Annotated in this window: 21 protein-coding genes and 1 tRNA gene; 12 read left to right on the forward strand and 10 right to left on the reverse strand. The window is 60.0% G+C overall.

Features of this window, described 5'->3' with window-relative positions; genetic code table 11:
• Nucleotides 1-173 precede the first annotated feature (173 nt).
• From ACR0KW_RS03795 to ACR0KW_RS03805, 3 genes are read left to right on the forward strand one after another with little or no spacing between them, the layout of a single operon-like run.
• Nucleotides 174-857 (forward strand): hypothetical protein, encoded by a 684-nt coding sequence (locus ACR0KW_RS03795; RefSeq protein ID WP_480803802.1) that lies wholly within the window; start codon nt 174-176, stop codon nt 855-857.
• A 10-nt stretch (nt 858-867) separates the two neighbouring features.
• On the forward strand, nt 868-1074 hold the full coding sequence (locus ACR0KW_RS03800; RefSeq protein ID WP_480803803.1) for a helix-turn-helix transcriptional regulator: 207 nt from the start codon (nt 868-870) through the stop codon (nt 1072-1074).
• Nucleotides 1068-2066 (forward strand): tyrosine-type recombinase/integrase, encoded by a 999-nt coding sequence (locus tag ACR0KW_RS03805; RefSeq protein WP_480803804.1) that lies wholly within the window; start codon nt 1068-1070, stop codon nt 2064-2066. Before ACR0KW_RS03800 ends, ACR0KW_RS03805 begins: the two co-directional genes overlap by 7 nt.
• An 81-nt stretch (nt 2067-2147) precedes the next feature.
• Here ACR0KW_RS03805 and ACR0KW_RS03810 read toward each other — a convergent pair.
• A tRNA-Ser gene (locus ACR0KW_RS03810) sits at nt 2148-2237 on the reverse strand.
• 202 nt (nt 2238-2439) lie between these two features.
• Here ACR0KW_RS03810 and ACR0KW_RS03815 point away from each other — a divergent pair.
• The 8 genes from ACR0KW_RS03815 (at nt 2440) to ACR0KW_RS03850 (ending at nt 10070) form a co-directional block, all read left to right on the forward strand.
• Nucleotides 2440-3792, forward strand: coding sequence for an SPOR domain-containing protein (locus ACR0KW_RS03815; RefSeq protein WP_480803805.1), 1353 nt, complete (start codon nt 2440-2442; stop codon nt 3790-3792).
• A gap of 17 nt (nt 3793-3809) precedes the next feature.
• Nucleotides 3810-4976: a D-alanyl-D-alanine carboxypeptidase family protein gene (locus ACR0KW_RS03820; protein WP_480803806.1), complete on the forward strand. Its 1167-nt coding sequence runs from the start codon at nt 3810-3812 to the stop codon at nt 4974-4976.
• Complete coding sequence (gene tmk, locus ACR0KW_RS03825; RefSeq protein WP_480803807.1) at nt 4973-5596, forward strand: dTMP kinase; 624 nt, start codon at nt 4973-4975, stop codon at nt 5594-5596. Before ACR0KW_RS03820 ends, tmk begins: the two co-directional genes overlap by 4 nt.
• 10 nt (nt 5597-5606) lie before the next feature.
• Nucleotides 5607-6728: a DNA polymerase III subunit delta' gene (locus ACR0KW_RS03830; RefSeq protein ID WP_480803808.1), complete on the forward strand. Its 1122-nt coding sequence runs from the start codon at nt 5607-5609 to the stop codon at nt 6726-6728.
• Nucleotides 6725-7531, forward strand: a complete 807-nt coding sequence (locus tag ACR0KW_RS03835) for a TatD family hydrolase (protein ID WP_480803809.1) — start codon at nt 6725-6727, stop codon at nt 7529-7531. The genes ACR0KW_RS03830 and ACR0KW_RS03835 overlap by 4 nt, the downstream gene beginning before the upstream one ends.
• Complete coding sequence (locus ACR0KW_RS03840; protein ID WP_480803810.1) at nt 7528-8325, forward strand: MBL fold metallo-hydrolase; 798 nt, start codon at nt 7528-7530, stop codon at nt 8323-8325. The genes ACR0KW_RS03835 and ACR0KW_RS03840 overlap by 4 nt, the downstream gene beginning before the upstream one ends.
• 42 nt (nt 8326-8367) lie before the next feature.
• Nucleotides 8368-9300: an AEC family transporter gene (locus tag ACR0KW_RS03845; RefSeq protein ID WP_480803811.1), complete on the forward strand. Its 933-nt coding sequence runs from the start codon at nt 8368-8370 to the stop codon at nt 9298-9300.
• 71 nt (nt 9301-9371) lie between these two features.
• Complete coding sequence (locus ACR0KW_RS03850; RefSeq protein WP_480803812.1) at nt 9372-10070, forward strand: CbiX/SirB N-terminal domain-containing protein; 699 nt, start codon at nt 9372-9374, stop codon at nt 10068-10070.
• A gap of 65 nt (nt 10071-10135) precedes the next feature.
• Here ACR0KW_RS03850 and ACR0KW_RS03855 read toward each other — a convergent pair whose 3' ends face one another.
• The 5 genes from ACR0KW_RS03855 to ACR0KW_RS03875 all read right to left on the reverse strand — a co-directional run bounded on the left by ACR0KW_RS03855 (nt 10136) and on the right by ACR0KW_RS03875 (nt 14513).
• Nucleotides 10136-11125 carry a GGDEF domain-containing protein gene (locus tag ACR0KW_RS03855; protein ID WP_480803813.1) on the reverse strand — a complete coding sequence of 330 codons (990 nt, stop codon included), beginning with the start codon at nt 11123-11125 and terminating at the stop codon, nt 10136-10138.
• Nucleotides 11122-11709, reverse strand: a complete 588-nt coding sequence (locus ACR0KW_RS03860; protein ID WP_480803814.1) for a heme NO-binding domain-containing protein — start codon at nt 11707-11709, stop codon at nt 11122-11124. Before ACR0KW_RS03860 ends, ACR0KW_RS03855 begins: the two co-directional genes overlap by 4 nt.
• 121 nt (nt 11710-11830) lie before the next feature.
• Nucleotides 11831-13390, reverse strand: a complete 1560-nt coding sequence (locus tag ACR0KW_RS03865; RefSeq protein WP_480803815.1) for a trimethylamine methyltransferase family protein — start codon at nt 13388-13390, stop codon at nt 11831-11833.
• Nucleotides 13391-13510: 120 nt separating this feature from the next.
• Nucleotides 13511-14203 carry an HAD family hydrolase gene (locus ACR0KW_RS03870; RefSeq protein WP_480803816.1) on the reverse strand — a complete coding sequence of 231 codons (693 nt, stop codon included), beginning with the start codon at nt 14201-14203 and terminating at the stop codon, nt 13511-13513.
• A gap of 25 nt (nt 14204-14228) precedes the next feature.
• Entirely contained in the window at nt 14229-14513 is a 285-nt protein-coding gene (locus ACR0KW_RS03875; RefSeq protein WP_480803817.1) for a DUF3572 domain-containing protein, read from the reverse strand.
• Nucleotides 14514-14600: 87 nt separating this feature from the next.
• On the opposite strand from ACR0KW_RS03875, the gene ACR0KW_RS03880 reads away from it, so the two are divergent.
• Complete coding sequence (locus ACR0KW_RS03880) at nt 14601-16001, forward strand: diguanylate cyclase (RefSeq protein WP_480803818.1); 1401 nt, start codon at nt 14601-14603, stop codon at nt 15999-16001.
• A gap of 5 nt (nt 16002-16006) precedes the next feature.
• Here ACR0KW_RS03880 and ACR0KW_RS03885 read toward each other — a convergent pair whose 3' ends face one another.
• The 4 genes from ACR0KW_RS03885 to ACR0KW_RS03900 are packed head-to-tail and all read right to left on the reverse strand — an operon-like array spanning nt 16007 to nt 17905.
• Nucleotides 16007-16480 carry a periplasmic heavy metal sensor gene (locus tag ACR0KW_RS03885; protein WP_480803819.1) on the reverse strand — a complete coding sequence of 158 codons (474 nt, stop codon included), beginning with the start codon at nt 16478-16480 and terminating at the stop codon, nt 16007-16009.
• Nucleotides 16477-16827, reverse strand: a complete 351-nt coding sequence (locus ACR0KW_RS03890) for a hypothetical protein (RefSeq protein ID WP_480803820.1) — start codon at nt 16825-16827, stop codon at nt 16477-16479. The genes ACR0KW_RS03885 and ACR0KW_RS03890 overlap by 4 nt, the downstream gene beginning before the upstream one ends.
• On the reverse strand, nt 16820-17431 hold the full coding sequence (locus ACR0KW_RS03895; RefSeq protein WP_480803821.1) for an RNA polymerase sigma factor: 612 nt from the start codon (nt 17429-17431) through the stop codon (nt 16820-16822). Before ACR0KW_RS03895 ends, ACR0KW_RS03890 begins: the two co-directional genes overlap by 8 nt.
• A 6-nt stretch (nt 17432-17437) precedes the next feature.
• Nucleotides 17438-17905 (reverse strand): EF-hand domain-containing protein, encoded by a 468-nt coding sequence (locus ACR0KW_RS03900; protein ID WP_170325657.1) that lies wholly within the window; start codon nt 17903-17905, stop codon nt 17438-17440.
• Between the last annotated feature and the right edge of the window lie 24 nt (nt 17906-17929).

The following is a 17929-nucleotide window of genomic DNA, read 5'->3' on the forward strand; positions in this document are numbered from 1 at the left end:
TCGGAGGTCTGGCTTCAGCAATCCGACGTTAAATGTCAGCAATCCGCCCCTCTTACCCCGTTCAAATCCGTTTTCTCAACGATCCGTGGCCTGTGGGCCTCCTCAACGGCTTATTGTGAAAGGGTGCTTATGGCACTATCTAGTCAGATCCCGCCCCTACCTGCCACCACCGCATGACGATCCTTCGGGACGATGGCCTGTACCGGCATATTCACGTCGCGATACCAGGATCGAGCGCCTATCATTTCAACATCACCACGTTCCCCGGATACCTCGTCTTCACGGGCGACATGGGCGCATACACGTTCAGCCGGGAGCGGGACATGTTCGACTTCCACCGTCTGCTGGATCGTCGCTGGAACGGCCCGGAAGGTCCGACCACCGACTACCGTTACTGGGCTGAGAAGTGCGAAGCGCAGGATACCCGATCTGGTGGTACAGTCGAATATGACCATGGCGCGCTGGAAGCCGCCGCGAAGCGCGACTGGCGGCAGCACCAGAAGGACGATGATTGCTTTTTCGAGTTGTCCAAACGCTCCCAGCGCCGGGTAGCAATGGACTTTCGCCTGGAGGTTTTGGGCGAACTCTGTAGCGACGATGAGCGTCAGAACTACGCGACCATCATGAATTGGGAATACGAGGACGACAACGGCAACACCATCGCCCCGTTCTCTGACTTCTGGGATCACGGGTCTTTCAAATCGCATACCTTCCGCTTTCGCTGGGCCTGCTGGGCCATTGCCTCAACCACTGCCCAGCGCCTTGGGTGTTCTGACAGCGTCGTCTACAAGGACGCTGCCAAGCTGAAAATGAAACTGCCCGGCGTGGTCCGCGGGCCGAAGCCTAAAGCGGCGTAGGAAACACGTCATGAGCCAGATTCCACCAATCGCCGTTAGTGAAAAGAACGCCGCAAAGATGCTCGATATGCCGGTCGGTAGCTTTCGGGATTTGGTGACTGGTGGCATTTTTCCCAAGCCTCGCAAAATTGGCCCTTATGAGCGCTGGGATGCTGACGAACTGCGCGCCATTCTGCGGGGCCAGATGATTGATGGCTATGAGGACGTCAAATGGTAAGAAAGAAGTTCACCACAACAAAAGTCATCAAGGGCCGGACTTACCAATATTTTCGCAAGGATGGCCGCTATGTGCGCTTACCCGATGATCCAAACAGCGAAGAGTATGACCGCGAATATTGGCGGTTGATGCGTGGCGGCAGTGAGTTAGCCAGCCGCTTCACATTTGAGAAGCTGATCGCCAGCTACAAGCAAAGCCCGAAATGGCAAAAGCTCGCGCCGCGTACGAAGTCGGATTACTCGAAAGTACTCGAATACCTGTCTGATACTGTGGGAAAAAAAGATCCCACCAAAATGCGGAGATCCACCATCATCGACGCCCCGATGGCGAACCGGCATCGTGCCAGGTTCGCGAATTACATCCCCCACATGCTTTCGATTCTGTTCGAGCATTCGATTGATTTGGATTGGCAGCGGGACAACCCGGCCAAGGGCATTGAAAAGCTGAAAACCGGTGACGGTCACAAACCTTGGCCGGCCTCTGCGATCAACACCTATCGCAGTAAAGTCGCGGGCCTACCGCTGCTGATCTTCGAACTGGCTATCGGAACCGGTCAGCGCGCAACGGACCTCACTCTTATGGAATGGGGGCACATCGAGGATGATGGCATTTGGGTTACACAGGGCAAAACTGAGACGCGACTTTGGATTCCATTCACCGATCGACTGCGCCAAGTTCTGGCTTCGACCCCGCGCCGCAGCCTGCGCTTCATCCTGTGTGATGAACACGGGCGACAACTGAATTACGACCAAATTCAGAAGGCTACGATCGCTGAACGCAAAAAGTTGGGGCTTGATGCCTACAGCCTTCACGGCCTGCGATACAGCGCGGCAAGTGAACTGGCGGAGACTGGATGCACCGACCACCAGATTGCGGCCATCACTGGCCACAAAAGCCTGTCCATGGTCCAGAAATACTCGAAAGGTGCCAGCCAAAAGCGACTCGCAAAGCAGGCTCAGACCAAACGGGACCAGAACAAGAACCGAACATGAACGTGGGAAACTTTTTGGGAAACCGCGAAATCTGCGGTTACGAAGCGTGGTCAGTGGGTGGTTGGATTTACCATATTTTTATGGCGGGGAGACAGGGATTCGAACCCTGGGGACGCTCTCACGCCCAACGGTTTTCAAGACCGCCGCATTCGACCACTCTGCCACCTCCCCGCGTGAGGCCGGGTCTAAGGCCAAGTTGAAACGGTGGCAAGAGCAAATAGGGAAATCTCGCCGAAGCGCGCGCAGTGGTCTTTCCATGACACTTTGCCCACGTTATGCTTTGCGGGAAAGACCGTACTAGGCTGGCACGACAGAACCGGCGATCGGCGGCGGGGCTCAGGAAACGAGGCCCCTTCAGGCAAGGGATGACAAAATGAAACGAGCGAGTGAGACACGCGCAAAACCGCGATCGCTGGCGGTACTTGTCGTAGCAATGGCGGTTCTAGCCGGTTGTGAGGAGGGCCTGTCTCCGGAGGGGGCCTCGACAGAGGCCGCAAATGAAGACGCCCAGACCGAGAGTAAGGTCGAGTTGTTCCCGGATTATTCGAACGCCTCAGGTGCATCTGTCGAGGCACCGGATGTGTTTAACGTGGTTGAGGCCGGTCTTTGGGATGGCCGCCCGTCTTTGGGCGGTATCTGGGTAGCCCATCCCGACGTCACCCAGCCGGAACGCGTCCTGATCAAGAATACGGCCAACAACAAATCCATCACCGGCGCCTTGTTCCGTCGGGAAAGAAGCCAGCCCGGACCGACGTTGCAATTATCGTCGGCAGCGGCTGAGAAGCTGGGCATCCTTGCAGGGGCGCCAACCAAGGTCGAGGTCGTCGCCCTGCGACGCAAACCGGCCGAGACCAAAGAGCCGGAACAGGAAGAGACCCCTGAAATCGAAGCGGCAGAAAACACCGCAGCGACGGCAGACTCCAAGTCCCAAGACGATGTGGTCGATACTGCTGCGGCTGACTCGGAAAAGCCCGCCAAGCGCAAGTGGTGGCAAAAGAAGGAAACGGTTGCCGCGGCTGGCGTAACCGGAGCAGCCGCTGCAACGGCAGCTGACACTGCAAGTGAGGCAACGATCGAGGCGGCAGAACAAGTGGTTGAAACAGCTGCCGAGGCGACCCCGACCCTGTCAGATCCTGAGGTCGATGCCCCCGAAGAGAAGCCCACCAAACGGAAGTGGTGGCAGAAGAAAGAAACGGTTGCTGCGGCCGGCGCCACCGAAGCAGCAACTGCAACCGCTACAGAAGCAACGAGCGAAGCGGCGGAAACAGTAGTTGAAACAGCTGCCGAGGCAACTCCAAGCCTGTCGGACCCTGAAATCACTGCACCCGCAGAAACACCTGCCAAACGGAAGTGGTGGCAGAAGAATAAATCTGACACGATCACCGAAACGCCGCTGGACCCAATCGCGGGAGCTGCCGCAGCCATTGACGCGGCAGAGCCGACCCCAGTCAGCACGGCCACCGCGACCTCTCAACCAAAGGCTGCGCGCTCGCTGCCCAAACCGTACGTTCAGGTCGGAACCTTCAATGTCGAAGCCAACGCCAAAAGCGCAGTCTCGAAGATCGAGCGGAATGGCATGTCCGCCAACATTCGTGAGCTGAAGACCGACGACAAAACGGTCTGGCGCGTGCTGGTTGGCCCGGCAAATACCCGCACGGAACGCAACGCGATACATCGCGACGTCAAAGATCTTGGCTTTACCGACGCGTTCACCGTCAAAAACTGAAACAAAGGAGGCCCCCTGTGCTGTCCTCACTGCGATCATCTGTTTTGACCCTCGGGCTGGCTCTGCTGGCCCTGCCCGCCCATGCTTTCGACACGCAGGCCCGCGCGGCCTATGTGATGGACCAGACAACGGGCACCGTGCTTTTGTCCAAAGAGGCGGATCAACCGCTCCCGCCAGCGTCGATGTCCAAGCTGATGACGCTTTACGTCGCGTTCGAAGCTCTGCGCGATGGCCGCCTGACGCTGGATGAAACCCTGCCGGTTTCCGAGCACGCGATGAGCTATGGCGGCTCGACCATGTTTCTGAACACGCAGGACCGCGTCCGGGTCGAGGACCTGTTGCGCGGCATCATCGTTCTGTCGGGCAACGACGCCTGCGTTGTGATCGCCGAAGCGCTCAGCCCCGATGGGACCGAGGCCGGGTTTGCCCGCTACATGACCCAACGCGCCAAGCAGATGGGCATGGACAACTCGAACTTCTCGAATTCCAACGGCTGGCCCGCGGCGGGTCACATGATGTCAGTCCATGACCTTGCCATTCTGGCGGATCGGCTGATTTCCGACTTCCCCGAATACTATCCCCTGTTCGCCGAGGAAGTGTTCGAGTTCGATGGCCGCGCGCCGTCGAACAAGCGCAACCGCAACCCGCTTCTGAAACTGGGGATCGGTGCCGACGGCCTGAAAACTGGCCACACGCAAGAGGCCGGGTATGGCCTTGTCGGCTCGGCCAAACAGGGGGATCGTCGGGTGATCTTCGTTCTCACTGGCCTCGACAGCACCGGCAAGCGGGCAGAGGAGGCTGAGGCCGTGGTTAACTGGTCGTTTCGAAATTTTGTCGAGAGGACAGTTGCCAACGCGGACACGCCGATAGCCCAAGCCAAGATCTGGATGGGTGCAAAAAAGACCGTGGATCTGGTACCCGAAGAGGATCTGTCCCTGTTGTTCCCGGTGCTGGGCGACAAGAATATCGAGGCCGAGGTGGTCTATGACGGCCCAGTAAATGCCCCTGTTGAAAAGGGTCAGCAACTGGCCGAACTGGTGATCAAGCCCGAAGGTCTGCCGGAAATTCGGCGCCCTCTTGTGGCCGCTGAAAGCGTCACGACCGGAGGTTTCGTAGTGCGCATGATGACCGTGGGCGGGATCGTTCTAACCGATGTGATCGGTAATCCACTGGACGCATTGTGACGGGATCCGGGTTGTTTCTGACCTTCGAAGGCATTGACGGATCGGGCAAATCCTCGCAGGCGCGAATGCTTGCGGATCACCTGCGCGATCTGGGCCATGAGGTTGTGCTGACGCGCGAGCCCGGCGGCTCGCCCGGGGCCGAGGAAATCCGGCGGCTGGTTCTGGAAGGCGACCCCGACCGCTGGTCGGCCGAAACGGAGCTGCTGCTCTTCACCGCTGCGCGGCGGGATCATCTGGAGCGCACCATCGAACCGGCGCTGGCCGCGGGCAAAGTGGTGATTTGCGACCGTTTCGCGGACAGCACCCGCATGTATCAGGGCCTGTCGCGGGGAAACCTGCGTGGGGTGGTCGATCAGTTGCACGCGCTCATGATCGGGCGCGAACCTGACCTGACCCTGCTGATCGACATGGACCCGCAAACCGGCCTGACCCGCGCCAAAGGCCGTCAGGGCACCGAGGAACGGTTCGAAGATTTCGGCATCGACCTGCAGGAAAAGATGCGCGCGGGCTTTCTGGCGCTGGCGGATGAGTTCTCGGACCGTTTCCGGGTGATCGATGGCAACCGGGACATGGACAGCGTTGCACAGGATGTGACAGAAATCGTTCTGCAAACACTGTGAACGGCGATAGATGAGCGACGACACCCCAACCCCGGATCAGGCCCCCGGAGCACCACACCCGCGCGAAACCCAGCACCTGTTCGGACAGGCCGAGGCCGAGCAAGCGTTTCTGAGCGCCTACACTTCGGACCGGCTGCACCACGGCTGGCTTCTGACCGGACCACGTGGGGTGGGTAAAGCAACGCTGGCCTGGCGGATCGCCCGTTTTCTGCTGGCAACGCCCCCGGCCGAGGAAGACGGGCTGTTCGGGGCACCTCCGCCTCCCGAGTCGCTGGAGATTGATCCCGATCATCCCGTTGCACACCGTATTCTGGCTGGCGCCGAGCCGGGTCTTGCCGCCATCACCCGTTCGCTGAACGATCAGGGGCGGTTGCGCAACGAAATTGTGGTTGATGACATCCGCAAGCTTGGGAAGTTCTTTGGCCTGTCGTCCGCCGATGGCGGGCGCCGGGTCGTGATCGTGGACTCGGCGGACGAAATGAATGTCAGCGCGGCCAATGCCTTGCTGAAGATGCTCGAAGAACCGCCCGCGCGCACGACACTGCTGCTGATCTCGCACCAACCGTCACGCCTGTTGCCAACGATCCGGTCTCGCTGCCGCACCTTACGGCTATCTCCGCTCGGCCCCGAGGATATGCAGGCCGCCCTGACACAAACGGGCGCGGAACTTCCCGGACAGACCGATCATCTGGCCGCACTGGCCGCCGGGTCCGTGGGGGATGCGGTGCGACTGATCAATCTGGGCGGATTGGAGATTTACGCCGAACTGATCGCCATTCTCGGCACCCTGCCCCGCATGGATCGCCAACGTGCTCTGGCGCTGGCCGAAGCCGCCGCTCAGCGCGGGGCGGCGGATCGGTTCGAGCTGCTGCTGACCCTGATCGACGTCGCCTTGTCCCGACTTGCACTGACTGGTGCCACCGGCGCGCCACCCAAGCCAGAGGCCGCCCCGAATGAGGCTGAAACACTGGCGCGCCTGTCCACCTCTCCGCAGCAGGCCCGCCAATGGGCCGAGGTCTCAGCGACAATCACAGCCCGCGCGCGTCATGGTCAGGCGGTGAACCTTGACCCTGCCGCTCTGGTCCTAGATACGGTGTTCAAGATACAGGAAACCGCCGGTCAGAGCAGATGAGCGACACTCCCCAGATCACCGACAGCCATTGCCATCTGGACTTCCCCGACTTCGAGGGGCAACTGGACCAGATCATCGCTAACGCCGCCGAGGCAGGTGTGACCCGCATGGTCACAATCTGCACCCGCCTGCGCAACGAACCCACCGTTCGCGCCATTGCCGAGGCCCACGCACCCGTTTTCTATGCCGCAGGTACCCACCCGATGAGCGCGGCAGATGAACCGATGGCGACCGTCGACGAACTGGTCGCGCTGTCCCAGCATCCAAAATTCGTGGGCATTGGGGAAACCGGGCTGGATTACCACTACACCGCCGACAGCGCCGACGTGCAGAAGCAATCGTTGCGTGTACATATCGAGGCGGCCCAACGCACCGGCCTGCCCCTGATCATCCATGCCCGAGCCGCCGACGATGACATGGCGCGCATTCTGGCCGAGGAACACCGCAACGCGCCCTACTCCTGCGTGATGCACTGCTTTTCGTCGTCGGCAGAACTGGCCAAAGCGGCGCTGGATATGGGGTTCTACCTGTCGATGTCCGGCATTGCAACCTTCCCCAAAAGCCAGGAGTTGCGCGATATCTTCGCCGCGGCCCCGGTCGACCGCGTTCTGGTGGAAACCGACGCGCCCTATCTGGCGCCACCGCCCTATCGGGGCAAACGCAACGAACCGGCCTACACCGCCCATACCGCCCGCAAAGGGGCCGAAGTGTTCGGCATGGACTACGCCGATTTCGCGGCCCAGACGCAGGCCAATTTCGACCGACTGTTTACCAAAGCCGCGACTTACAAGGCGGCCGCATGACCGAGCTGCGCTGCACCATCCTCGGCTGCGGCTCTTCCGGTGGCGTACCCCGGCTGGGCGGGCACTGGGGCGAGTGTGATCCGAACAACCCCCGAAACATCCGCCGCCGCTGCTCGATGCTGGTGGAACGCGACGGGCCCGAAGGCACCACATCCGTCCTGATCGACACCACGCCGGACATGCGCAGCCAGTTGCTGAGCACCGGTACAGGGCGGCTGGACGGCGTGGTCTACACGCACAGCCACGCGGACCATGTTCACGGCATCGACGACCTGCGAATGATCGTCTTCAACATGAAGGCGCGCGTTCCCGTTTGGGCAGATGGTGACACCCAAAACGACCTGTTGGGGCGGTTCGGATACGCGTTCATTCAACCCGAAAGCTCTCCTTACCCGCCGATTTTGGACCTGAAGACCATCGACGGCCCGTTCGAGATCGACGGCCCCGGTGGCCCGATCCCGCTTCATCCGTTCAAGGTCAACCACGGCTCGATCGACTCGCTGGGATTCAAAATGGGCAAGCTGGTCTATCTGCCGGACGTGGCCGAATTCTACGACGACTCCTGGCCCTTGTTGGAGGAGTTGGACTGTCTGGTCATCGACGCCCTGCGCCGGTCGCCCCACCCTACCCACGCGCATCTGGAAAAGACGTTGGGTTGGATCGACCAGTTGAAACCCAAACGCGCGGTTCTGACCAACATGCATATCGACCTCGACTATGCCACGGTCGAATCTGAAACCGCCGATCACATCACCCCGGCCTATGACGGCATGGTGATCCGTCAAGCTCTGTAAAACGCTGCGGATGCGGCCTGCGATATCCCCCGGGGTGGCAAGATGCTGCAAAATCTGATCGACGTCATTCTGCCGGTTTTTCTTGTGATCGGAGCGGGATACACCGCGACACTGTTGGGGTACTTCAAAGAGGTCCATGTAGACGGGTTGATGAAGTTCACCCAAGGTTTCGCCATCCCCTGCCTGCTGTTTCTGGCCATCGCACATCTGGACCTAAGCGCCAGCTTCGACCCTCGACTGTTGGCCAGCTTTTACACAGCGGCGGCGCTGTGTTTCACCGCCGGCCTGGTCGGCGCCCGCCTGATATTTCGCCGAGAGTGGGAGGACTGCGTCGCCATCGGGTTTTGCTGCCTGTTCTCGAACTCGGTGCTGCTGGGGCTGCCGATCACCGAGCGCGCCTATGGGCCCGGAAACCTGTCCGGCAACTACGCGATCATCGCCTTCCATGCCCCGTTTTGCTATGCGGTAGGCATCACCGTAATGGAGGTGGTCCGCAATCGCGGCAACGGCGGCACACTCATGGTGCGGTCGGTCCTGACGGCCATGTTCCGCAACGCCCTGATCCTAGGCATCGCGTTGGGTTTTGTCATCAACCTGTCCGGAATAGGCGTGCCATCAGTGGTGGACGAAGCGCTTGGCCTCATTACCCGCGCCGCCCTTCCCGGAGCCCTGTTTGCTTTGGGCGGTGTGCTGGTCAAATACAAGCCCGAGGGCGACCTGCGCGCGATTGCCTATGTCTGCGCCATTTCTCTGATGCTGCACCCCAGCCTCGTGTGGCTGTTCGGATCCACAGTTGGCCTGCCGCAGGATCTGTTTCGCTCGGGTGTACTGAACGCGGCAATGGCCCCCGGCTTCAACGCCTATATCTTTGCCAGCATGTATGGACGGGCCAAACGGGTCGCGGCTTCGTCCGTGCTGGTCGGGACGGCAGCTTCCATCCTGTCAGTCTGGTTCTGGCTGACACTTTTGGGCTGATGTTGGGACGGATCGGATTGACTTTGGCGCGTCAGGGAACACCTATCGGGAAAGCAGACAGGATCAATTAAATGCCCTACGCCCTTATAGTAGCCCATGGCCAACCTTCTGACCCGGTCCCGGCGGAACAGGCGCTGGCCGCCTATGCCGCCGAGGTGGACGCCCTGTGTGATGGCCTGACCGTTCGGTCAGCCACTCTGGCAGCTCCGGAAGCGTTCGAGCAGCGCGTGTCAGAGTTGCCGGACGATGCGGTGATCTATCCGCTATTCATGGCCAAGGGGTGGTTTGTAACCGGTGCCCTGCCCAAACGTCTTGCCGGGCGAAACCTGCGTATACTCGATCCGCTGGGGGTTGATGCTGATTTGCCAGGCCTGGTCGCGGCGGCATTGCGTGATACGCTGAACGAAAACCTGTGGGCTTCAGAAGAAACCGATCTGGTGTTGGCCGCCCACGGTTCCGGCCGCAGTCGCAACCCATCTGCGGTGGCCCGCGCCTTTGCAACTGACTTGGCGCAACACCTGTCATTCAAGTCGATACGTCTGGGGTTTGTAGAAGAACCCCCCTCCATTGCCGAAGCTGCAACTGGCCTGTCCGCTCAGGCCCTGTGTCTGCCGTATTTCGCCTGCCACGGCGGCCATGTGCTTGAGGACGTCCCGCAAGAGTTGAACGCAGCAGCGTTCCAGGGCCAAGTGATGCCGGTGGTCGGAGAATTGCCCCGGATCAAGCACCACATAGCAACCACCCTGTCCCGTCTATTCCACGAGACCTGACCGACCGAGAAGCCGTAAGGTTTGACGCACCCGGGGCTAGCCCAAGGTAACCGCGGAAGCGCGCCCTATCGCTGCCCTACAAGCGCCGAATAAAGGCAGTGTCGGGACCTGCCTTTTCTTTTGGCTTCATACAGCGCCAAGTCCGCCGCGTTCAGGATTTCAGCCGCTTTAGGGGGCTTGAACTGGGTGGACAATGCGGTTCCGATGCTGGCAGAAATCCGACAAGTATTGTTTTCGAACACCATCGGCTTTCGCAGCCGATCGATGAGGCGAGCGGCTATTGCCGATAGAACAGCTTCGTCCGACAGGCTTTTGAAAATAATAACAAACTCATCCCCACCTACGCGTGCAACCGTGTCATCGCTGCGGGTCTCTTCCACCATGATCCGGGCAGCCTGTTGCAGCACATAATCCCCTGCGGCGTGCCCGTACTGATCGTTGACCGATTTGAAGAAATCCAGATCCAGATGCATCAGGGCAAACGGTGAATTCCCGGAAACCAGATGACCCAACAGCACATCCATCGCCCGTCGGTTCTTTAGCCCGGTCAGCATGTCGGTAAAGGCTTGTTCTTCGGCGGCCAGCATCGCCCCCTGTAGCCGCAGGTTCAGCGACCGTGAGGCCTCCATCGCGGCGGACTTGGCCTCGACCAGATACAGCAATTCGATGGCCAGATCGGTGCCTGAGAAATCCGCACTGGTCAGCGCATAGTCGCGCACCGCATCCAGAATCGAGATACCAAAGGACAGGTTGATGACCGCACCCTTTCCCTGCGGCAGTGGGGCGATCAGCCCTTTGAGCGCCGTACGCGGCGTATCGTGAAGCTTGAGGTGCAGCTTGGCCCCGGCCAGTGCCATGAGCGCCGACAACGTCGTCACGGCGCGCGGTCGCACCAGTTCGAAGACCTCCAGAAAGTCTTTTCCGGCCATCGGCTGATCAGGGCGCAGTTTTTGCAATGTAGGCCCAACGCGCAGTATGCGTCCGCTTTCGTCTACCAACACAAACATCGGACACAGCGTTTCCAGAAGCGCCGCCAGGTCACCAGTACCCATCATGTTTTCCGCGCCCCCAGATCGAAATGACGCCCTTCGGCAAATGCGCTTTCCACAAGAACGATTGAAATGACCTCGGCCTCACCCTCCTGCCCGTCATGGGACAGCATCGCCAAAGCGCCGTAGTCATCGGCCATGGCGCGCAAAACTCCGACCATCACACTGGAATAGCCGGGCAGACCCGGGTGGCAGAAAAGTTGGTATTCCGTTGGCGCTATCTCTCTCAGCTCTAGCGCTGGCAGGCTGAGGTCCGAAACGGCCAGCCGCACCCGGTCGGACAGATCGTCAAGCGAATGCAGGAATTCGACATAGGTGACACCGCCAAAACGCAGCAACCGCCGTAAATCCTCCATGTTGGGGTGAGAAACCAGATAAGTTCCCAGATCCTCAAGAATTTCGGCGCGCGGGCGGTTCAGGTCAGCACGCAGCGCGTCCAGAACCCGAAGGGTCATGTCATCGTCGTAGACCAGCATGGCCTCAAACTCGACCAATCCCAACTCGGCGGTCGCGGTCACGCGCAGCCAGCACGATTGCCCGTAAGTCGCGCATACAAATGACTGTACCGCCCGATTGATCAGACCATGCATCGGATGCCCCAGATTGGTTTCTGCACCAATCTGGCCTGACAATCCTTAACAAAACACCAAGATGGTCGGTGAGATGCCGATAATCTGATTGAGTCTCACGGAGGAACCCGTTGACCGTAAACTAGAAATCCGTCGGCGCCCCACCTTCGGCCTTCCGCCGGGTTACAAATTCGGCCAGTTCTTCGCGGATACCCTCATCCATCGCCGGCGGCTCAAAGCTGGTGATGATTTCCTTGAACATGTGATGCGCTCGTTCCGCCGTCCAGATACCGCCCGCAACGTTCCATCCTTCGTAGTTTCTCCAGTCGCTGAGGAACGGCTGGTAAAACGCCGTGGAGTAACGGTCCTGCGTGTGCTGAACGCCAAAGAAGTGGCCATCATTGCCGACCGCGCGGATCGCCTCCAGAGCAATCTCATCCGGCCCGGTCGCAGTTACCTCGGGCTGCATATAGCGTTGGATTTGCTGCAGGATTTCGCAGTCCATGATGAATTTCTCGGGGCTGGCGATTAGCCCGCCCTCAAGCCATCCGGCCGCGTGATAGACCATGTTGGTACCCGACTGGACTGCCGCCCACAGAGAGTTCGATGTCTCCCACACCGATTGCCCATCCGGCACGTTGGCCGCACATACCCCCGACGACCGCATTGGCAGACCGTAGAACCGCGCCATCTGCCCGGTCATCTGAGTAGACCGCATATATTCGGGCGTGCCAAAGGCCGGAGCCCCCGACTTCATGTCCACATTGGACGTGAACGTCCCGATCACGCAGGGAATTCCCGGACGCACATATTGGAACAAAGCAATCGCACACAGCGCCTCGGCCAGTGATTGCGCCACAGCCCCGGCCATTGTCACCGGCGCCATCGCCCCTGCCAAAGTGAACGGAGTCACCACGATCGCCTGCCCCCGACGTGCCAGACGCAAACAGCCGTCGATCATCGGGTGATCATGTTTCAGCGGCGAGGTCGAGTTGATGTTGGTGTACATCCGCGGCGTGGCTTCGAACTCTTCATGGCTCAGGCCGCCCGCGATTCTGACCATCTCCATCACGTCTTCGACGCGCTCCTTACCCAGCGAATATGCATGCATCGCCTTGTCGGTCAGCGTGAGTTTATCGTACAGGACGTCCAGATGCCGGATGCTGGCGTGGATATCGACCGGCTCAACCGGATAGCCGCCAGCAAAGTGGATACAGTTGAAATACTGCGTCAGTTTCAAAAGGTTCCGGCACATCTCGCGGTTGCCAGGGACCTTGGTGCCGATTTCCATGTCCCAGTAGTTTGGCGGGGAGGACACGTTGCCGAACACCATGGTGCGGCCGCCAATTTCAATCGTCCGGCCGGGGTTGCGCGGCGTGATGGTAAAACGTGAAGGCGCCTTGGCCACCATCTCCATGACGAAATCCCGGCCCATGCGGACGTTGTCGCCATCGATGGTGCACCCTGCCTCACGTAGAATGCCGATGGCTTCTTCGTTGTAGAACTCGATCCCGATCTCTTCGAGAATACGCATGGCCCCGTCATGGATCGCCTCGATCCCCGCCTGATCCAGCGGCTCGGTTGGGTTGTCGACATTGACCGGAGGATTCCACGGCATCTGGTCGATGACCGCGCTGCCCCTGCGTTCGGCGGCACCGGCCCGCCCCCCACTGCGACGTCTACGCGTTTTCGTGTCAGCCATTTGATCCTCCGGAACTTGCGTACCCCCATGCAAGCCCCGAAGGCGGGTGTCTGGCCGCTCTGTCTGCGACAGTCTATGTCGGTTTCTTATTCCGAAGCGCCGAAATTGACCGCAACGCGGTCAGTTTTTGGACAGCCAGTCGGGAATGTGCCCGATATCCGGCAGCACCACATCCGCCATCGGCGCCAGCGCTTCGGCCGGGGCCATTCCCGTGAGGACACCGATCGTGGTCATCCCGGCGGCGCGACCGGCCTGCAGGTCATGCAAGCTATCCCCGACCATGGCCACATGCTCCGGGTCCACGCCAACATGGGCCGCGAAAGCCAGCAACTGTCCGGGACCCGGCTTGAACCCGTGGCCACTGTCATAGCCCGCGACAAAATCGAAATGGTCACGAATCCCGACCGAGGCCAGATGCTGTAACGCGGGCATCTCTCCGTCATTCGTTGCCACGCCAAGCTTGAACCCGGCCTGCCGCAACCCGTCGAGAAAAGGCTCCAACGGAACCGCCTGCGCCTGCGGGGCCGAGGCTGATTCGGCGTTCAGCACATCGATCAGCTCGTCCTGCGTCATATCCGGCAAATGCGGAGCGAGGTCCGCGGCGATTTCTTCGACCGTACCAGCGATGACAATGCTGTCTTCGGAATAGGTAACCTGCTCCAGATCAAACCCGATAAGCCGACCCAGTTCGGCGGCGCGCTCGTGGTCACCTTCGGCCAGACGCAGTACCATGTTGCGCCCAAACGCGCCCCATGTGTTAGCAAAATCAAACAAGGTTCCGTCCTTGTCGAACAGGATTGCGTCGATGGGCATTGAATGCTCCTGCAAGGTTGTTGGATCAGGTCCAGTGAACGTCGGCGGCACCGGACAACACCGTACGGGCCTGACCGGGCTGATCATAAGGCACGGAGTTGGCGTCACAGAAAGCGATCACCCACGAATCGTCAAGCATTAGAAACTCCAGCACCGATCCCAGGAACTCCGGTTCACCCGCCCGGTCGCGCAGGTCCTGCGCCGCGGCGCCGGTAGATCCCAGAAATATCGGCAGCAATTCATCGTTACCGACCAGCCAGCCCAGAACATTGAGCGCCAGCGTTTCTGCAGATTGGGCGGAGATTGACATAAAATTGCCCCGGATCAGGTCACGGAAAGGGTTTGTTAACCAGACTCATAAACACTTTGGCAACGCATGCAATCAATGGTGACTGATATGTCCGTGCAGGGAACCATCCTTGTCCTCGACGGGACCTCAACCAATCGCATCATGCTGAAGGTCCAACTGACGGCGGCATGGTACCACGTTGTACAGGGCGAACGGCTTCAGGGTCTCGCCGGGCTGTTGCGGCGCGCCAAACCCGATCTGGTGCTGACATCTCAGACCTTGCCGGATGGCACGGCGGCAGATGTCAAAAGGCTGGTCTTGGCTGATCCGGACCTGATCGGTGTGCCGGTGGTAGCGATCGCGCCGCAAAACGACAAGGCCGCCCGGTTGACGGCCTTGGCGGACGGGCTCGACGATGTTCTGGTGCACCCGTTCAAAGACACGTTCCTGCTGGCCAGAGTGCGCAGCCTGTTGCGCGCACGGGCTGAGACGCAGGATCTACATGTGGAATCCGGTTCGCATCCCATCGGATTTGCGGAACCCAATGCCTCACCCTTCATGCCACCCAAGACGGCCCGCGTGGCCATTCTGACGCAAACCGCACGGACCGGAGCGTTGTGGCAGAGCGCCCTGTCGAAACGCACGCGGCACAACCTGTCGGCGCATACTACGACAAATCTGCAGGGCGTTTTGTCCGGGCCTGTGCCGGACGCCATCATCTTTGAAATCAGCACGGACCCATCGGGCCTTAACCTTTTAGCCGATCTGAAATCCCGCAGCACCACCCGGCAAACGGTTCTGATCGGAGTTCTTGCCGAGGGCAACGCTTCACTGGCGTCTGAGGCACTCGACCGGGGCGCCGACGCTATCTGTATGGACGGGTTCTGTGCGGAAGAGGCGCTGTTGCGTCTAGACAGCCAGATCAAGCGCAAAACCCGGTTGGATCAGATGCGCGCCTCGCTGCGACGTGGATTGGTCGAGTCCTGGGTGGACCCACTGACCGGGCTGCACAACCGCCGCTATGCAATGCGTGCGATGGATCAGATCGCCCATCAGGCCACCCGCACCGGAAAAAGCTTTGCGGTGATGCTGGCCGACCTGGACCACTTCAAGGCCATCAACGACAAGTTCGGCCATACCGGCGGGGATCTGGTTCTGACCGAAGCGGCCAGACGGTTGAAACAGACAGTCGGTTCTGCCGGTTTCATTGCCCGGATCGGAGGGGAAGAGTTCATGATCGGCCTGTCAGAAACCACGCAGGCCCAAGCCCTCAAAGTGGCCCGCAGCCTGTGTGACTGCATCCGCGAGAGGCCTTTTGACCTGCCGGACGCCCCTGCCCCTGTCCCGGTCACGATCAGTATCGGGTTGATCGCAACCCAGCCCAATATGACATCACCTTCGTATCAGCCCGCAAGGCTGGAAGGGTTGATCAAATCGGCCGACACCGCGCTCTATGCCGCTAAGGCCGCCGGGCGCAATCAGGTTCGGGTCCGGCAAAGTGCGGCCTGAGACTATTAATCCTTGTGCTTACGGCCGTGACGTTTGCGCTGCACCACCTCTTGTAGGCGGTCTGCGTAAATCTTGCGTTCGGCATCCGTCATCGCGGTGATCCGGTCCAGCCATTCCTTCTGCAATGCGCCTTGCAACTCTGCCATGGCCTGAGCCTGTTGTTGCAGCAGGGCCTGAACAACCGTTGGATCGAACGGCTCTGCCCGCAATGCGGCCTCCAGCGCGGCAAAATCTTGTGACCGGAGTTTTGCCCCCTTCACATGCCGCTCGGACAATTCCCCGCGCAGGGCTTTCCGATCCTCTTTGGGCAGCGCCCGATAAATCGCTGGTCCAAACCCGGGAGGCGGCTTACCGCGATCCCCGCCCTTGACCCGGTAAACCGTGCCCAGAGCAACCCCGACTACCAACAGGTTCAGCGCCAGCGATACGGTCAAAAGAACCGTTACCCACCGTTTTTTGGGCTTGGTATTATCGCTCATTCGGCAACCTCCAGAAATGTTGTGTCCAGGCCAAGGTCAGCGACCACAAAGCTGGTCTCCTGCGGGTAGATAATCGTTGCCGGGTCGGGTAGAAACTCTGGCGCTGACAGTCCGATCCAAACCCCTGCTGCGCTGGCCGCAACAAGGCCGCTCATGCTCTGCCAGCCTCCAATCCCGTCCAGTATCCGCGACCAGACAGAGCGCGGCTGTGCGGTAGGTTTCAGCCGGTCCAGACGCACCGCTTCAGCATCCGTCAGAATGCGCACCGCCAGATCATCGGGCAGTTCGGGTCGGGTTTGCCGTGCTTGGGCAAACAACTGGTCAAGTTCCGTGTTGTTCTCAGCCATCTTCGTACCCCAGTTCATCCTGCCGCCCGGCCAAAATCGCCGCCAAGGCGCGTTTCCCACGCGCAGTCAGGCTTTCCACCGCTTCCGTCGAAACACCCATGATCCCTGCGATTTCCGGGTTGGGCAACTCCTCGATATGCCGCAAGATTACCGCCTGCTGTTGGCGGTCCGGCAATTGCGATAACGCCGCCTGAAGAGCATCCTTTCGCGCCGCGTCCTGCAATCGATCCGCTGCGCTGAGATCGCCGTCCTCGGGCTCGGGCACATCGTCCAGACGGTCCGGCCGTTTCTTGCGCTGTATGTCCACACACACGTTCAGCGTCACACGGTAGAGCCAGGTTGACACCTTGGCCTGACCGGGCACCCAATTCGGCGCCATCTGCCACAGCCGCATCATCGCGTCCTGTGTCACGTCTTCGGCTTCGGCCCGGTTTCCTAGCATCCGCATAGCCACCGACAAACACCGCGGCGCCAGCCGATCAGTCAGTTCGCGTGCAGCAGCAGCATCGCCCTTGGCGAACTGCCGCAACAACGCATCGTCCGACATATCCGCGGCGCAAGACGCGCCACGGATTTCGTGCAGGGGGGAGGTCAGATCCTCCATCCTTCATCAGCTGTCGTCAGAGCCCGCCTTGCCGTGCTTTTTGTGCTTCCGGCCCATCCGCTCTTTTGCATCGGCATATTCCTGTTCCGAGATCGTTCCGCTGTTATCCGCGTCGATACGGTCAAACATCTTGCCAGCGCGGCGAGGTTTGGGCAACTCGTCCTCGCTCAGAAAACCGTCCTTATTGGCGTCTTGCCTTTCGAACATCTTGGTCACGCGGTCATTGGCTCTCTTCTGCGCCGCGGCCTGCATTTCCTCGACGCTCAGCTTACCGTCGCCATTCGTGTCGGCCTCGGTAAATTTCTGCGTCCGGTGGGCCTCCATCTCTTCCTTGGTCAGTTGACCGTCACCATTGGCGTCCAGTTCCTGAAAGCTCACAGGTTCGCGATCTTTCGGACCGGCCGCCAGAACCGAAGTGCCTGTGACTGCAACGGCCGAGATCAGGATGGCCGGGATGAATTTCGCGCTTTTCATATCGTTTTCCCTTTGTTTCGCGGC

The sequence above is a fragment of the Ruegeria sp. CG11 genome, assembly GCF_056537245.1.

Bases quoted from the DNA above. Each gene is read 5' to 3' on its own strand.
- ACR0KW_RS03835 (WP_480803809.1), top strand. From the start codon at position 6,725: ATGAGCGACACTCCCCAGATCACCGACAGCCATTGCCATCTGGACTTC.
- ACR0KW_RS03815 (WP_480803805.1), top strand. From the start codon at position 2,440: ATGAAACGAGCGAGTGAGACACGCGCAAAACCGCGATCGCTGGCGGTA.
- ACR0KW_RS03900 (WP_170325657.1), bottom strand. From the start codon at position 17,905: ATGAAAAGCGCGAAATTCATCCCGGCCATCCTGATCTCGGCCGTTGCA.
- ACR0KW_RS03890 (WP_480803820.1), bottom strand. From the start codon at position 16,827: ATGGCTGAGAACAACACGGAACTTGACCAGTTGTTTGCCCAAGCACGG.
- ACR0KW_RS03895 (WP_480803821.1), bottom strand. From the start codon at position 17,431: ATGGAGGATCTGACCTCCCCCCTGCACGAAATCCGTGGCGCGTCTTGC.
- ACR0KW_RS03865 (WP_480803815.1), bottom strand. From the start codon at position 13,390: ATGGCTGACACGAAAACGCGTAGACGTCGCAGTGGGGGGCGGGCCGGT.
- ACR0KW_RS03795 (WP_480803802.1), top strand. From the start codon at position 174: ATGACGATCCTTCGGGACGATGGCCTGTACCGGCATATTCACGTCGCG.
- ACR0KW_RS03860 (WP_480803814.1), bottom strand. From the start codon at position 11,709: ATGCATGGTCTGATCAATCGGGCGGTACAGTCATTTGTATGCGCGACT.
- ACR0KW_RS03855 (WP_480803813.1), bottom strand. From the start codon at position 11,125: ATGATGGGTACTGGTGACCTGGCGGCGCTTCTGGAAACGCTGTGTCCG.
- ACR0KW_RS03875 (WP_480803817.1), bottom strand. From the start codon at position 14,513: ATGTCAATCTCCGCCCAATCTGCAGAAACGCTGGCGCTCAATGTTCTG.
- ACR0KW_RS03840 (WP_480803810.1), top strand. From the start codon at position 7,528: ATGACCGAGCTGCGCTGCACCATCCTCGGCTGCGGCTCTTCCGGTGGC.
- ACR0KW_RS03800 (WP_480803803.1), top strand. From the start codon at position 868: ATGAGCCAGATTCCACCAATCGCCGTTAGTGAAAAGAACGCCGCAAAG.
- ACR0KW_RS03845 (WP_480803811.1), top strand. From the start codon at position 8,368: ATGCTGCAAAATCTGATCGACGTCATTCTGCCGGTTTTTCTTGTGATC.
- ACR0KW_RS03870 (WP_480803816.1), bottom strand. From the start codon at position 14,203: ATGCCCATCGACGCAATCCTGTTCGACAAGGACGGAACCTTGTTTGAT.
- ACR0KW_RS03805 (WP_480803804.1), top strand. From the start codon at position 1,068: ATGGTAAGAAAGAAGTTCACCACAACAAAAGTCATCAAGGGCCGGACT.
- ACR0KW_RS03885 (WP_480803819.1), bottom strand. From the start codon at position 16,480: ATGAGCGATAATACCAAGCCCAAAAAACGGTGGGTAACGGTTCTTTTG.
- ACR0KW_RS03830 (WP_480803808.1), top strand. From the start codon at position 5,607: ATGAGCGACGACACCCCAACCCCGGATCAGGCCCCCGGAGCACCACAC.
- ACR0KW_RS03850 (WP_480803812.1), top strand. From the start codon at position 9,372: ATGCCCTACGCCCTTATAGTAGCCCATGGCCAACCTTCTGACCCGGTC.
- ACR0KW_RS03880 (WP_480803818.1), top strand. From the start codon at position 14,601: ATGTCCGTGCAGGGAACCATCCTTGTCCTCGACGGGACCTCAACCAAT.